Annotated in this window: 14 protein-coding genes; 13 read left to right on the top strand and 1 reads right to left on the bottom strand. The window is 38.1% G+C overall.

Translation table 11 applies throughout. The features are described 5' to 3' along the window. The first annotated feature begins 38 nt into the window (after positions 1-38). The 8 genes from hfq to treC all read left to right on the top strand — a co-directional run bounded on the left by hfq (position 39) and on the right by treC (position 9915). Positions 39-266, top strand: coding sequence for an RNA chaperone Hfq (gene hfq / locus MT390_RS09375; protein ID WP_025565420.1), 228 nt, complete (start codon positions 39-41; stop codon positions 264-266). A 130-nt stretch (positions 267-396) separates the two neighbouring features. Then, positions 397-1728: a ribosome rescue GTPase HflX gene (hflX, locus tag MT390_RS09370; protein WP_499440802.1), complete on the top strand. Its 1332-nt coding sequence runs from the start codon at positions 397-399 to the stop codon at positions 1726-1728. Positions 1729-1865: 137 nt separating this feature from the next. Next, positions 1866-3044: an FtsH protease activity modulator HflK gene (hflK, locus tag MT390_RS09365; protein WP_166372350.1), complete on the top strand. Its 1179-nt coding sequence runs from the start codon at positions 1866-1868 to the stop codon at positions 3042-3044. Positions 3045-3046: 2 nt separating this feature from the next. After that, entirely contained in the window at positions 3047-3913 is an 867-nt protein-coding gene (gene hflC / locus MT390_RS09360) for a protease modulator HflC (RefSeq protein ID WP_166372351.1), read from the top strand. Positions 3914-4112: 199 nt separating this feature from the next. Then, positions 4113-5426 carry an adenylosuccinate synthase gene (locus MT390_RS09355; protein WP_499440800.1) on the top strand — a complete coding sequence of 438 codons (1314 nt, stop codon included), beginning with the start codon at positions 4113-4115 and terminating at the stop codon, positions 5424-5426. 88 nt (positions 5427-5514) lie between these two features. Further along, positions 5515-6480, top strand: a complete 966-nt coding sequence (gene treR / locus MT390_RS09350) for a trehalose operon repressor TreR (protein WP_499440799.1) — start codon at positions 5515-5517, stop codon at positions 6478-6480. 186 nt (positions 6481-6666) lie between these two features. Beyond that, positions 6667-8106: a PTS trehalose transporter subunit IIBC gene (gene treB, locus MT390_RS09345; protein WP_299661528.1), complete on the top strand. Its 1440-nt coding sequence runs from the start codon at positions 6667-6669 to the stop codon at positions 8104-8106. A 108-nt stretch (positions 8107-8214) separates the two neighbouring features. Further along, positions 8215-9915: an alpha,alpha-phosphotrehalase gene (treC, locus tag MT390_RS09340; protein WP_499440796.1), complete on the top strand. Its 1701-nt coding sequence runs from the start codon at positions 8215-8217 to the stop codon at positions 9913-9915. 161 nt (positions 9916-10076) lie between these two features. Here the strand turns inward: treC and ispB are convergent, their stop codons facing one another. Further along, positions 10077-11048, bottom strand: coding sequence for an octaprenyl diphosphate synthase (gene ispB, locus MT390_RS09335; protein WP_499440794.1), 972 nt, complete (start codon positions 11046-11048; stop codon positions 10077-10079). A gap of 357 nt (positions 11049-11405) precedes the next feature. Here ispB and rplU point away from each other — a divergent pair, with 357 nt between their 5' ends. From rplU to MT390_RS09310, 5 genes are all read left to right on the top strand, one after another. Continuing rightward, entirely contained in the window at positions 11406-11717 is a 312-nt protein-coding gene (gene rplU, locus MT390_RS09330) for a 50S ribosomal protein L21 (protein WP_025563511.1), read from the top strand. Positions 11718-11733: 16 nt separating this feature from the next. Next, the gene (rpmA, locus tag MT390_RS09325) at positions 11734-11991 is read left to right on the top strand and encodes a 50S ribosomal protein L27 (protein WP_025563510.1); all 258 of its coding nucleotides are present in this window, start codon (positions 11734-11736) and stop codon (positions 11989-11991) included. A gap of 152 nt (positions 11992-12143) precedes the next feature. Next, the gene (cgtA, locus tag MT390_RS09320; protein WP_166372357.1) at positions 12144-13310 is read left to right on the top strand and encodes an Obg family GTPase CgtA; all 1167 of its coding nucleotides are present in this window, start codon (positions 12144-12146) and stop codon (positions 13308-13310) included. A 309-nt stretch (positions 13311-13619) separates the two neighbouring features. Continuing rightward, positions 13620-14483, top strand: coding sequence for a mechanosensitive ion channel domain-containing protein (locus MT390_RS09315; protein WP_499440791.1), 864 nt, complete (start codon positions 13620-13622; stop codon positions 14481-14483). Between the two features lie 241 nt (positions 14484-14724). After that, the gene (locus MT390_RS09310; RefSeq protein ID WP_499440789.1) at positions 14725-15885 is read left to right on the top strand and encodes a mechanosensitive ion channel family protein; all 1161 of its coding nucleotides are present in this window, start codon (positions 14725-14727) and stop codon (positions 15883-15885) included. Positions 15886-16205 lie beyond the last annotated feature (320 nt).

The following is a 16205-nucleotide window of genomic DNA, read 5'->3' as shown; positions in this document are numbered from 1 at the left end:
CAGTTCAGTGATAATAAAAAGAATAATAAGGACTATACATGGCAAAAGGACAATCTCTTCAAGACCCATTCTTGAACACTCTGCGTAAAGAGCGTATTCCGGTCGCTATTTATTTAGTCAACGGCATTAAATTACAAGGTCAAATAGAGTCTTTTGATCAATTTGTTATTCTATTAAAGAACACAGTGAGTCAAATGGTTTATAAGCATGCAATTTCAACTGTCGTTCCTTCTCGCGCCGTTCCTACCATTGCGCACGAAGAATAATTTATCAATTTTGGTAACATTTATGATAATGGCTTGCCTGCAGGCAGGCCATTTTTTTATCTAATCATTTTATAGCTGTGGTAGGATGAAGATCTATTTATAATTCTTACTTAATCTATTGGAGAGTTAATTGTTTGAACGTTACGAAGCCGGTGAACAGGCTGTTTTAGTCCATGTTTCTTTTTCAGATGAAAATAATAAAGAAGATCTTGATGAGTTAAAACTGCTCGTCAGTTCTGCCGGAGTTAATTCAGTTGCAACCATAACTGGCCCACGTAAGTCACCCCATGCACGTTTTTTTGTTGGTACAGGTAAAGCACAAGAAATAGCTGATACTGTACGCACAATGGAAGCTGATATTGTTATCTTCAATCATGCTTTAACACCAGCACAATTACGTAATATGGAAAAGATTTGCGAATGTTTAGTGCTCGATAGAACGGCACTTATTCTTGATATTTTTGCACAACGAGCAAGAACCTATGAAGGTAAGTTACAGGTTGAGCTTGCACAGTTACATTATATGTCGAGTCGCCTGATTCGAGGTTGGTCGCACCTTGATAAACAAAAAGGCGGTGTCGGAATGCGCGGTCCAGGTGAAACTCAGCTGGAAAGTGATAGACGTTTATTAAGCGCGCGTATTACCACTATCAAGTCACGTTTAGAAAAAGTATCTAAACAACGCGAGCAGGGACGTCGTTCTCGCTTACGCAATGAAGTGCCAACGGTTTCATTAGTGGGTTATACCAATGCTGGTAAATCTACATTATTTAATCAAATTACCGCTGCAAAAGTGTATGCCGCTGACCAACTTTTTGCTACCTTAGACCCGACATTGAGAAAGATCTCTGTTGATGATGTAGGGACTTGTATTTTAGCGGATACGGTAGGGTTTATTCGTCACTTACCGCATGATTTAGTTGCTGCTTTTAAAGCCACTTTGCAAGAAACTCGTGAAGCGACATTACTATTACATGTTGTGGATTGCTCAGATGAAAACTATTTAGCGAATATTGATGCCGTTGAACATGTTTTAAATGAAATTGATGCCGGTGAAGTACCGTACTTAATGGTGATGAATAAAATCGATGCATTAGAGCAAGCCGAACCAAGAATTGATTACGACGAAACAGGTCAACCTATTCGAGTTTGGTTATCAGCTCAAAAAGATATTGGCGTTGATCTGTTATTCGATGCATTATCAATGTTGTTATCTGGAAAAATTCGTTCTTTACAGTTATCTATACCGCCTGCACAGGGGAAATTACGCGCTCTATTTTATCAATTAGAGTGTATTGAAAATGAAGAATATGCAGAAAATGGAAATAGTGTTATTAATATCCGTCTTAATAATACCGACTGGCAACGTTTGATCAAACAGGAAGGTAGTTATATCGAAGAGTTTGTAGTGGATAGCAATTACCAAACTGTTGCAGAATTAGATAAGGAAGAGTGGACCTAATATGTCATAAACTCTTTATTATTAGCGTGAACATTGTTACATTGCAGTAACAGTTTGAGTGTTTGGTAAATTCTTTTAAATGATTCATAGTTAAACAGATTTTATTAATTCAATTTATGAGTAAATCAGGAGCTAACATGGCTTGGAATGAACCGGGAAAAGATGATAAAAAAGATCAGGACCCGTGGAACAAAAACGGCAAAAAAAATGAACAAGGTCCTCCCGACCTAGATGTTGTTTTTCAAAAGATATCTGGTGTTTTAGGCGGTTTGTTTGGTAATAAATCAACACAAGGTCCTAGTGGCAGTGGTAATGGCGGAAAATTTATCGCTATTGCTATCTTAAGCATTATCGCTATTGTTTGGTTTGCAAGCGGTTGGTATACGGTTAAGGAATCTGATCGAGGTGTCGTGTTACGTTTTGGTGCTTACCACTCTCAAGTTGATCCTGGTTTACATTGGAATCCAAAATTTGTTGATCAAATTATTCCGATTAACGTTGAGGCTTTCCGTACCATGCCTACAACAGGTTTCATGTTAACTGAAGATGAAAACATCGTACAAGTTTCAATGGAAATTCAGTACCGAATTGTTGCACCTGAAAAGTATCTGTTTAGTGTGACTAATGCTGATAATAGTTTATTACAAGCGTTAGATAGCTCTTTACGTTTCGTTATTGGTCATTCAACCATGGATGATGCATTAACAACGGGTCGTGAAGTGGTTCGTCAAGAAACATGGGAAATGTTGGATAAAATCATCGCTCCTTATGATCTAGGTATCCAAATTGTTGATGTTAACTTACAACAAACGCGTCCACCTGAACAAGTTAAAGATGCCTTTGATGATGCAATTGCAGCACAAGAAGATGAAGAGCGTTTTGTCCGTGAAGCCGAAGCTTATGAGCGTGAGAAAGAACCGATTGCACGTGGTCAAGTGAAACGTATCGAACAACAAGCTCGTTCATATGAAGAAGGTATTATATTACAAGCGCAAGGTGCGGTAGCAAAATTCAATCAATTATTACCAGAATATCAAGCTAACCCTGATGTTACTCGTCAGCGTTTATACATTGAAACGATGGAAAGAGTACTTAGTAATAGCTCTAAAGTCTTAATTGATAACCAAGCTGGCGGCAATTTAACTTTCTTACCTCTTGATAAGTTAATGAGTAATCCTGACAACGGCTCATCTCGTTTACCGGTTGAAACCGAAATTGAAACTCGTTCTCGTGCCGATGAACAAGCAGATCTCGATGAACGCGCAACAAGTAGCGAACGTGCTACGCGTGGCACTCGAACTACTGGGAGAGACTAATCATGAAAAAATTCTTAATACTGCCAGCCATTCTATTTTTGGTTTTTGTAAGCAGTGCATTTGTTGTGACTGAAGGTCAAAACGGTATTGTTTTACAATTTAGTAAAGTGAAGCGTGATAGTGAAGATAAACCGGTTGTATATGGCCCTGGTTTACATTTTAAAGTCCCGTTTATTGATGCTGTTCGTGTGATGGATACGCGTATTCAAACACTTGATGACCAACCTGACCGTTTTGTAACTTCAGAGAAGAAAGATTTAATTATCGATTCTTATGTGAAGTGGCAAATAGACGATTTGGCTGTTTATTACCTAGCAACAGGAGGTAATAAATTACAAGCTGAAGCGTTACTAAAACGTAAAATTAATAATGGTCTACGTAACGAGATTGGTTCACATACGATTAAAGATATTGTATCTGGTAAACGTGGTGAAGTGATGGAAACAGCACTGAAACGTATGGCGCGTTCATCTGAGTTAGGTATTAAAGTTGTTGATGTTCGCATCAAGAAAATTAACTTACCTGATGGTGTAAGTAACAGTATTTACAAACGTATGCGTGCTGAGCGTCAAGCTGTTGCAAGAGAGCATCGTTCAGAAGGTCAAGAGAAGTCTGAAGTGATCCGCGCAAACATCGACCGTAAAGTATCAATTATGTTGGCTCAAGCGAATAAAGAGTCTGCGGAGATACGCGGTCGAGGTGATGCTCATTCATCAAAGATTTACTCTGAAGCTTTCTCTCAAGATCCTGAGTTTTATGCCTTTATGCGTAGTATGCAAGCTTACCAGAAAAGCTTTGCAGACAAACAAGACGTGATGGTGTTAAGCCCTGATTCAGATTTCTTTAAATACATGGGCTCTCAAAAATAAATTTTGATGTGATTCATTTATTAAGGTATTTGATTTAATAAACTTATTGAGATAGTAGTAACTCATTGTAAAAAGGCCGATTTATCGGCCTTTTTTTGTTTTTAAATATATAAATGCGGATTAACTAACAAAGATATTGATTCAACTGTTTAAACTTTGCTAAAATCCCCGTTCAATTCGCTAGAGATATGTGATTCTGATGGGAAAAAATGTAGTAATTCTTGGCACTCAATGGGGTGATGAAGGTAAAGGTAAAGTAGTAGATCTACTTACAGACAAAGCGCAATGGGTTGTTCGCTATCAAGGTGGGCACAATGCGGGTCATACACTAGTAATCGATGGAGAGAAAACAGTACTTCATCTGATTCCATCAGGCATTTTGCGTGAAAACGTAAAATGTGTCATCGGTAATGGTGTGGTATTAGCACCAGATGCATTGTTCAAAGAAATGAACATGCTTATCGAAAGAGGCATTCCTGCTAAAGAACGTCTTTCAATCAGTGAAGGCTGTCCTTTAATCCTTCCTTACCATGTAGCATTAGATGTAGCACGTGAAAAAGCGCGCGGCAATAAAGCAATTGGTACAACTGGTCGTGGTATCGGTCCTGCTTATGAAGATAAAGTTGCTCGTCGTGGTTTACGCGTCGATGACTTATTCGACATGGAAAAATTCGCTGTTAAATTAAAAGAAGTTGTTGAATATCATAACTTCCAATTAGTTAACTACTACAAAGTAGAAGCAGTGAGCTATGAAGATGTATTAGCACAAATGACTGAAATAGCACCGCTATTAATTAGTATGGTTATTGATGTGACAGACGAGCTAGATAAAGCTCGCTTACGTGGTGAGAATATCTTATTTGAAGGTGCTCAAGGTACATTACTTGATATTGACCATGGTACTTACCCGTACGTAACTTCTTCAAACACGACTGCAGGTGGTGTTGCTACTGGTAGTGGTTTTGGCCCAACACATCTTGATTATGTGTTAGGTATTGTTAAGGCTTATACCACTCGTGTTGGTTCTGGCCCTTTCCCTACAGAGCTTTACGATGGGATTGACAAGTTAGATCCTGCTGGTCACCACATGGGTACAATTGGCCATGAGTTTGGTGCAACGACAGGGCGTTTACGTCGTACAGGATGGTTTGACGCCGTTGCTATTAAACGTGCTGTGCAATTAAATAGTATTACTGGTTTTTGTTTAACTAAACTAGATGTTCTAGATGGCTTAGAAGAAGTTAAAATTTGTACTGGTTACACTATGCCTAGCGGTAAAGTAGTTGATGTACCGCCTATGTCGGCAGACGGTTATGAGCAAGCAGTACCTATTTATGAAACAATGCCAGGTTGGTCTGAAGTTTCATTTGGTGTAACAACTTATGATGCATTACCAGCGAATGCTAAAGCTTACATCAAGCGCTTAGAAGAAATTACTGGCGTGCCAATGGATCTTATTTCTACTGGTCCAGATCGTAACGAAACAATTATTCAAGTTAATCCATTTAACTAATTGATTTAGTCAATACAATATTTGTTTTAAAAAGCCCTCTATATTGTAAAATATAGAGGGCTTTTTTGTATTAAGGGAAATAGCAGTCATGGTTAAAAAGTTAACTATCATGGATATTGCTAAACTAGCGGGTGTTGGAAAATCAACGGTATCACGTGTTTTAACAAACGATCCTAAAGTAAAAGTAAGTACACGTGAAAAAGTACAGCGTGTTATTCAAGAGTCTGGGTTTATTCCTTCTAAATCCGCACAAATGATGGGAGGAGGCACTAGCAAGGTGATTGGGATCATTGTCTCTCGATTATCATCTGTCTCTGAAAATCAGGTAGTAAGTGGGTTATTAGACATTATTTATGCGAATGGTTACGACGCTTTAATCATGGAAGGGCAATTCAGTGCAAGTAAAACAGATGAGCACTTACTTGTTCTTCAGAAGCGCCATGTTGACGGGATTATTCTATTTGGCTTTAGTGATTATGATTTAACAGCATTAGAGTTATTAGGTCAGAAAGCGATTGTCATTGCTGTTAATAGTGATGTTATTTCATCGGTTGGTTACGATAATGATGGCATGATCCAGCAAGCGATGATTCACCTTCAGCAATTAGGAAAGCAACACATTAGCTATCTTGGAGTGAACCCTGAAGATAAAACAACAGGTTTAATGCGACTTAATGCTTACTTGGATTATTGCCAAGCGCATCAGTTAGCTAGTCGTTATGAGACCGGTGAGCTGAGCCATCATAGTGCTTATGATTTGACTGATTCAGTGTTAACTGCTGAAACCCAAGCCATTGTATGCGCTAGTGATACCTTAGCGATTGGTGTTGCAAAACGATTACAAGAACTTCAGCGTTATGACGTGATTGTTTCCGGAATAGGCGCATCAGATATGTTACCGTTTATTTTTGAGAATACATTCAGCATTGACCCAGGTTATTTTCAAGCAGGAAAAAGTGCAGCTGAATTATTATTCAAACAGTTATCTGGGGAACAGAAGGTAACGCACCTTGTTCAAGCTGCGACAATACATATGGGCCTAAAGGCTGAATAATTAACGCTCAAAAATAGTATAAACTGATATCACTCGCGCATGTTGGGAGTGTTCCCATTTGTTTCGTGATCATAACCACATTCTAAGTCGGCTCTTATTTTATTTATCTTCTTCATTGGTTATCATTTGACCAGTTAATGGGAGCGCTCCCATTTTGCGTGGTTAATTACTAAAATGGACATCATTATGAGTAAAATTAAAGAACAAGATATCGCCTCCTTGATTGAGTATATAGGTGGAAAAGAAAATATCGCTAGTGTTAGTCACTGTCTTACAAGGCTTCGTTTTGTTTTAAATAACAATGATGCTGCGGATATTAAAAAAATTGAAAGCTTAAAAATGGTAAAAGGTTGTTTTACTAATGCAGGGCAATTTCAGGTTGTGATCGGGACAGAAGTTGATGATGTTTATAAAGTTTTAAATAAACTCATTGGCCACAGTGGTGATACTAAAGAGCAGAGCAAAGTCGCTGCTCGTCAAAATATGAGCCTGTTAGAGCGAAGTATCTCGCATATGGCTGAGATTTTTGTTCCTTTATTACCCGCTATTATTACCGGTGGTTTAATTTTAGGTTTCAGGAATATCATCGGTGATATTCGTATGTTTGATGGGAAAACCTTAGTAGAAATAAGCACTTTCTGGGCTGCAGTACATTCTTTTTTATGGATAATAGGCGAAGCTATTTTCCACTTTCTACCGGTTGCTGTGTGTTGGGCAACGGTTAAAAAGCTAGGTGGAACACCGGTTTTAGGAATCGTTTTAGGTATTACACTGGTCTCTCCGCAATTAATGAATGCTTACAATATTGGGTCTCAAGTCCCAGATGTATGGGACTTTGGTTTCTTTGTAATAGAAAAAGTGGGTTATCAAGCGCAAGTCATACCCGCTATATTTGCAGGGATGGCATTAGCTTATATTGAAGTTAACCTTAAACGTATTATTCCAGCGTATTTATATCTTGTGGTGGTGCCTTTTATCTCTTTGTTGGTCGCGGTTATTCTTGCGCATTCAATCATAGGCCCTATCGGCCGTGAAATTGGTAATTATGTTGGTTATGCCGCCAAAATAGCGATGACTGGCGACTTTGCGGTAATAGGTTCAATGATTTTTGCTTTCTTCTATGCGCCTTTAGTGATCACTGGTATCCATCACACCACTAATGCGGTGGACTTGCAGTTAATGCAAGACATGGGTGGTACGCCAATTTGGCCGCTTATTGCACTATCTAACATTGCTCAAGCTTCAGCCGTTGTTGGCATTATTTGGGTGAGTAAAAAGGCTAATGAACGTGAGATTTCAGTACCTGCTGCTATTTCTGCTTTTCTTGGAGTAACTGAGCCTGCGATGTACGGGATTAATATTAAATATAAATTTCCAATGTTGAGCGCGATGATCGGTGCTGCGGTTGCTGCTGGAATATGTGGTAGTGCGGGTGTGATGGCTAACGGTATCGGTGTGGGCGGTTTACCTGGCATTTTGTCTATACAACCACAGTTCTGGATGGTGTTCTTTGTCGCTATGTTAGCGGCCATTATTGTGCCAATTATATTAACCATCGTGCTTTATAAAAGAGCTGAGAAAAACCATAAGCTTGAAGGGCAAGAAGAAGCGGCGGCGGTGTCTTAATAGTTCTTCTTTAGGTTGATTTGATCTTCAACTTTAGCTTTTTTCTTTAAATAATTAGCAATTTCAAATAATAGTGGATGATTTTTTCATTCACTTAACGAGTACTCTATGAAAAATTTACACAACGAGTGGTGGCGTAAAGCGACTATTTATCAAATCTATCCTAAAAGTTTTTGCGATAGTGGCGGCAAAGGAACAGGCGATATTCAAGGTATCATTAGTAAATTAGATTATTTACAGACTTTAGGCGTTGATGCTATTTGGTTAACACCTATTTATTGTTCTCCAATGATTGATAATGGCTACGATATTTCCGATTATTACAATATTAATCCTGATTTTGGTGATATGGCAGATTTTGATATGCTGCTGTCTACTGCTCACCAAAAAGGGATCCGTATTATTCTTGATATAGTGGTCAATCATACTTCTACTGAGCATCAATGGTTTCAGTCTGCACTCGCAGATAAAAACAGTCCTTACCGTGATTACTATATTTGGCAAGATCCAAAAATGGGTGCCGAGCCTAATAATTGGCAATCTAAGTTTGGCGGTAATGCGTGGAAGTTTGATCAAAAAAGTGGTCAATATTATTTGCATTTATTTGCTGAACAGCAAGCAGACTTGAATTGGGAAAATCCAAAAGTACGTGCAGAAGTTGAGAATATTATTAGCTTTTGGGCTGAAAAAGGTGTCGATGGATTTCGTTTAGATGTGATTAATTTAATTTCTAAGCAACCCTCTTTTCCCGAGGATGAAAGCGATGGCAGAAAATTTTATACCGATGGGCCGCGTGCGCATGAATATCTGCAGCGATTAAGTGAGTCTGTCTTTAATAAGTATGGTTCGGTTACCGTCGGAGAAATGTCTTCAACTAGCCTTGCGCATTGCCAACAATATTCTGCAACCGATGCAACTGAACTGTCCATGGTATTTAACTTTCATCATCTTAAAACAGACTATAAGGATGGTGATAAGTGGACCAATGCACCGTTAGACTTGTTGCAATTAAAACAAATATTTAATTACTGGCAACAGGGAATGCATAATAAGGGGTGGTCTGCTCTTTTTTGGTGTAATCACGATCAGCCGCGTATTGTTAGTCGATTTGGTGATGATAAACAATATCGTGTGCAATCGGCTAAAATGCTAGCCAGTGCCTTACATATGCTGCAGGGAACACCTTATATCTACCAAGGTGAAGAGATTGCGATGACCAACCCAGGGTATCAATCAATTAGCCAGTATCGTGACCTTGAGAGCATTAATATGCATCGAATCATGCTTGAACAGGGGAAAACTGAACAACAAGTGATGGCTATTTTAGCTAATAAATCACGTGACAACTCACGCACACCTATGCAATGGAATAAAAAAGAGCAAGCTGGATTTAGTGATGTGCAGCCGTGGTTAGAAGTGGCGAGTAATTATCTTGAAATTAATGTTGAAGCTGCTCTGCTAGATCAAAATTCGGTCTTTTATCATTACCAAAAATTATTGATATTACGTAAACAGTTAGATGTTATTTGTTGGGGGGATTATCAGGATCTTTGTCCGGAGCATGAACTGCTATTCTGTTATCAGCGCACAACCCCTGAACAAAAACTATTATGCATTAATAATTTCTCCTCAGAGCAAGTGTCTTATGCTTTGCCCGATTCACTTTGTTTGGAAAATACAAAGGTTATTATTGCTAACTATAGCGAATCCGAACAAGTGGACAGTAATGGGCGAGTAATAAATAGTTTGTTAAGTAAAGAGATCACGTTACGTCCTTTCGAAAGTTTAGTGTTGTTGGAGGAAGTATAAGAGAAGTTTAGATCAAGTTTATAAGAGGTTGCTACGGGAGATATCTCTCGTAGCAATTTTTTTACTGCGGTTGGGGTGATAATTACAGTACTTATCTTATTATTGCATCGTGGACGAAGTTAACTTAAATATTATCTACACACTATTTATGTTAATCAGTATCAACTAACTCGGTTTGCAGCTATATGTGCAAGGCTGATCAACGCTTGTTTATATTCGCTTTCAGGTAAGATAGCAATTGCATCAATGGCTTTATCCGCTTCTTGCATTGCACGTTGTTTTGTATATTCAAGTGCCTTCGTTTCATTCAGTGCTTGCATGATTAAATCAAAGTGTTGCATACCATTGGCTTTTTCAATTGCTTCTCTAATCAAAGCTCTTTGAGCTTCTGTACCGTGTTGCATTGCGTACAGTAGTGGTAGAGTTGGTTTGCCTTCTGCTAGGTCATCACCTGTATTTTTACCCATCTCCTGCGCATCAGACGCATAATCCATGACATCATCAGTTAATTGGAAAGCTGTGCCTAAGTAAGTCCCGTAATTAAGTAACGCATCTTCTATCGCTTGAGGTTGTTGGCCTAATACGGCAACTAATTGCGTAGCCGCTTCGAATAGTTTTGCAGTTTTAAAGTAGATCACATCCATGTAGGTTTTTTCAGTGGTATCGGGATTATTACAATTCATTAATTGCAATACTTCTCCTTCAGCAATGACATTGGTCGCGCTGGCTAAAACATTCATGACTTTAAAGTTCTCAAGCTCTGTCATCATTTCAAAAGAACGGCTATATAGAAAGTCCCCGACGAGTACGCTTGCTGCATTACCAAATAAAGCGTTGGCTGTTTTCTCGCCGCGGCGAAGGTCTGACTCATCAACAACATCATCGTGTAATAACGTCGCAGTATGGATGAATTCAATAATAGCCGCTAACTTTGTAATGTTAGGAGAATAGACATTAATCGCTTGTGCCGCTAATACAGTAATAAGTGGGCGAATACGTTTACCACCACTATTAATGATATAGAAGCCGAGTTGATTAATTAACGCAACATCAGAGCTTAACTGTTCAGTAATCAATTGATTCACCTGAGTCATACTTGTTGAAGAAAGCTGCTGAATTTGTTTAATATCCATGCGTAAAAAGTCCCATTGGATGTCTTGAAAATAGTGCGTGTATTATTGCCGTTTATTGAACATATCTCAACACCCGATGGCGATTAACAAAGGCTTAAGCGTAATTTATTAGTGATCGACATGCTTAACGACTATTTAATTGATTTTTAATGTTTTATTTTGCTGATTTTTGATGGTTTTTTGGGCTTTTTTTGAGCGTGTAAATTTAGCAATAAACTAATTGTAATTTTTTAGCCAAAACTGATTGCCAAAGGGCGAATGTCTCTGTAGAATCCGCGTCCATTGTGATTAATTAGTGCGCTCTCGATGTTATGTTTGAAATAAAACAACACGAGATGCCTGAACGGAGTAAGAAACATGTACGCTGTTATCCAGAGTGGTGGCAAGCAACACCGTGTTGCTGTTGAACAAACTCTTCGTTTGGAAAAACTTGATGTTGAAGCTGGTGCAACTGTAGAATTTGATAAAGTTCTATTAGTAGCAAGTGCTGAAGACGTTAAAGTTGGTGTTCCATACGTTGAAGGAAGTAAAGTTACTGCAGAAGTAGTAGCTCACGGTCGTGGTAAAAAAGTTAAAATCGTTAAATTCCGCCGTCGTAAACATTCGCGTAAACAAGCTGGCCATCGTCAGTGGTTTACTGAAATTAAAATTACTGCGATTAACGCTTAATTAGGAGTTATTAAAAATGGCACATAAAAAAGCTGGTGGTAGTACTAATAACGGTCGCGACTCAGAAAGTAAACGTCTAGGCGTTAAACGTTTTGGTGGCGAATCTGTTTTAGCTGGTAATATTTTAGTTCGTCAACGTGGTACTAAATTCCACGCTGGTCTAAATGTTGGCCTAGGTAAAGACCACACACTATTCGCTAAAGCGACTGGTACTGTTAAATTCGAAAAGAAAGGCATGCCTTTACGTTCATTCGTGAGCATTGTTGCTGAATAGTTTTTTCGAAGCAAATTTTAAAAAGCCTCGCAAATGCGAGGTTTTTTTTTGTCTATCTATTTCTATTGAAAATAAAAAATGTGATCTATGATCAATAGAAATGGGTATAATCATCGTTACTTAAGTAGCGAATATGTTTTTTGGAGGTTGTAATGAAGTTTGTTGATGAAGCAAGAATAAAAGTTGATGCTGGAGACGGTGGCAACGGTGTAGTCGGCTTTCGTACTGAAAAATATATTCCTCGTGGCGGCCCTAATGGCGGCGACGGTGGTGACGGTGGTGATGTTTACCTTGAAGCTGATGAAAACCTAAATACTTTAATTGATTTCCGTTTTGTTCGTTTTTATAACGCAGAACGTGGTGAAAATGGTCAAGTTTCTGACTGTACGGGTTCTCGTGGTAAAGATAAAATCATCAAAGTGCCGGTCGGTACACGTTGTCGTGATGATGATACTGGTGAGATTGTTGGTGACTTAACTAAAAATGGTCAAAAGCTAATGGTCGCTAAAGGCGGTTTTCATGGCTTAGGTAATGCACGTTTTAAAACGTCTACTAACCGTGCGCCTCGTCAAAAGACAGAAGGGACAGCTGGTGAAGTACGTAACTTATTATTAGAGTTATTATTACTTGCCGATGTAGGCATGCTAGGTCTACCTAATGCCGGTAAATCGACATTTATTCGAAGTGTTTCTGCTGCAAAACCTAAAGTAGCTGATTATCCATTTACTACGTTAATACCTAACCTAGGTGTGGTGAGTATGGGACATGGTAATAGTTTTGTTATTGCTGATATTCCTGGATTAATTGAAGGTGCTTCTGACGGTGCAGGTTTAGGTACACGTTTCTTACGTCATCTGGAGCGCTGTCGTGTGTTATTACACATGATTGACTTGTTACCGGCTGATGCAAGTGATCCGGCTGAGAATGCCTTAGTTATCTTAGAAGAGCTAAAAAAACACAGCCCTAAACTAGCAGAAAAGCCACGTTGGTTAATCTTTAATAAAACTGATTTGTTATTAGAAGATGAAGCCGAAGAAGTGATGCAACGTGTTAAAGACGCGTTACAGTGGGATGGACCTGTTTATAAAGTAGCTGCTATCTCTAAGACGGGTACTCATGACGTGTGTAAAGAGTTGGTTGCTTACCTTGAAGAGTTACCTACAGAATTCACACCAGAAGAAGAGCGTCAGCAAGTTGAATTCCAATGGGATGATTACCATAAAGCAGCCATTGACGCTGTTGAAGGTGCTGTGCATATTGACGACGATGATGATGACGAGTGGGATGATCATCCAAACATCGTGTATGTTAACGAATAATAATTAATCACTTAATCACTTAATTAACTGATTAATTGAATGACCAATAGTCTGCTATTAAAGCTAGGTTATTGGTCATTTTTGTTTTTGTAACAATAAACCTACCCTATTATTTACCTTATTTACCTTATTTACCTTATTTACCTTATCCATAACATTACCTTCGGTTTTCATTTATAGCTTTGAGCGCATTCATTTTTGTTGAGTATCTATTTGAAAAAAGTCATTCGGCTGTTGTTTCTAATATAGTTATCAGTATTAATGAAGTAAGTGTTTACTGGGTTATCAAATGACATTTTAGGAGTTATCATGTCACTACAAGAGCAACCAATGATAGGCTCGTTAAAATCAGAAACTAGCTTTATTGAACAAAGTATTAACTGGTTTAGCGAGCACCATCAATTGTTTATAAGTTATATTTCTAATATTGTCATCGCAATATTAATTATTATTGTGGGGGTGAAAATAGCGCGAGGGTTGTCAGTTTTTTTAGCAAAAAGGTTAAAAAGCAAAGCAATAGACATGACCATCGTAGATTTTCTGTCCGCAATTACCTATTACGCATTAATTATTATTACATGGATTGCTGCCTTAGGGCATTTAGGTGTTCAAACTGCATCTTTGGTCGCGATCATTGGTGCCGCTAGTTTAGCAATCGGCTTAGCACTTAAAGGTTCATTATCTAATTTTGCTGCTGGTGTGCTGTTAGTGGTGCTTAGGCCTTTCACTGCAGGAAATTTTATTGAAGCTGCTGGTACTGCAGGTACAGTTGAATCTATTCAGCTTTTTAATTGTGTATTAAGAACTGGGGATAATAAACTTATTTTTGTACCAAACTCAGCTATTTTGAAAGGCAATATCGTCAATGTTTCGCGCAAACCTGAACGTCGTATCGATTTAATCATCCGCGTTAGTTATCAGGCCGATTTGAAACAGGTGAAACAGTTACTGGAAACAACAGTACTAGCAAATGAGAAGGTATTAAAAGAGCCAGGCTTACAAGTTGCGGTCTCTGAGCTTGCTAGTTCAAGTGTTAACTTAGTGGTACGTCCTTGGGTGAAATCTGCTGACTATTGGTCTGTTCGTTTTGCTTTAACTGAAAGCATTAAAAATGCGCTATATAGTGCCGAAATTGATATTCCTTATGCGCAGCTATATTTACATAAAAAGTAATCTGAACTGTTCTTGAGACAAGCAGACTAATATGCTCATCGCTCCTAGATGTTATTCTATTGAGGTATTAATATCTGGCTATTTAATATCTGGTTAATTAATATCTAGACAGAATTGAGTCTCAAGGTGAGTTTTCTTTTGTTAACTGTGCATTGCAAGGCATCAAGGGTCGTATCAGGGCTTATTTTTTATCCCCTTATCACCACCATTTATAATAATGTTTTTTCTTTTAAGGAGTCATATGATTGAACAGGCTGAAGTCTATGTAAGTACTTGGTTACTTTCATTAAATATTGGTAACTGGGTTGCTAACTTTGCTTTTATGTTATGTCTTACAATGATATTGCAACTAATTTGGCGTTACTTTGCAAAAAGAACTGAAAATGTAATTTCTAAAACTTCAAATAATTGGGACGATATTGTTTTTTATGGGGTGAATAAACCCATTAATTGGGTGATTTTGTTAATGGGCACCTCTATGTCATTAAGGGTCGTTGCCGAAAGTGAAGAATTGGTTATCTCTGACTACTTACCTGTGGTGCAAAAGGTGGCAATTCTCTTTATAGTGGGGTGGATATTCTGGCGCTTAGTCTATAAAGCAGAACATACCTACGTTGCTGATGATGCAAAAGATACAACCACAGTGACTGCATTGGCTAAATTAGCAAAACTTTCCATTATTACTATTATCACATTATCTATTATTCAAACCTTAGGGGTCAGTATTTCTGGTGTGCTCGCATTTGGTGGAATGGGTGGATTAATAGTTGGTATGGCAGCCAAAGATTTATTATCAAACCTATTTGGTGCGACCATGGTTTATATGGATAAACCCTTTAAAGTTGGTGATTGGATACGTAGCCCAGATAAATCTATTGAAGGGACAGTAGAGGAAATCGGTTGGCGTGTAACGCGTATTCGCACTTTTGATAAACGTCCTATTTATGTGCCAAATAGTCTATTCACTACGATTGTTGTAGAGAACCCATCACGTATGACTAATCGACGCATTAAAGAGAACTTTGGCCTACGTTATAAAGATATTAAACAAATCGAAGAGATCATTAAATCGGTTAGAGAAATGTTGGAAAATCATCCCGATATAGATCAATCTCAAACATTGATTGTTAACTTTGATTTATTTAATAACTCGTCTCTAGACTTCTTTATCTATACGTTTACTAAAACAACGAATTGGGTTTTATTCCATGAGGTTAAGCAGGATGTATTATTAAAGGTTGCAGATATTGTGATACAGCATGATGCTGAGTTTGCTTTCCCTACTCGTCAACTACATCTTAATAAAGACGATCATAAAATGCTTTTTAATGATAACCATAGGCACGAAAGTAGTCAGTACGATAAATATGACAAATATGAGAAGCCTGAAACGGCGAAATAAGGCTGTTAATTAATAGTTTTGCTTGATAGCCAATAGAGGAGCTTAGACTTCTCACTTTTGCTATAAATCTAGCGATAGTGAGTGGTTTACCGATACGTTAACACTATGTGGTAAAGCTAAACTATTGTGGTAAAGCTAAACTATGTTAATAGGGCAAAGGTGTAATAAAGAAAAATGACCGTTTAGATTTAAACGGTCATTTTCTTAACTTACGAGGCTGTAACAAAAACGCTGCAAGCTGCCTTTATCAATGAAATACTATGCACTCTATGCACACTATACTCACAAATAACAGATGTGATTGTTTATCTATTATGTTG

This window comes from Vibrio sp. 2-Bac 85 (assembly GCF_037546705.1).
In the GTDB taxonomy this organism is placed as follows: domain Bacteria; phylum Pseudomonadota; class Gammaproteobacteria; order Enterobacterales; family Psychromonadaceae; genus Psychromonas.
The sequence above is the reverse complement of the archived record's forward strand: the minus strand, read 5'-3'. Positions and strand labels throughout refer to the sequence as shown.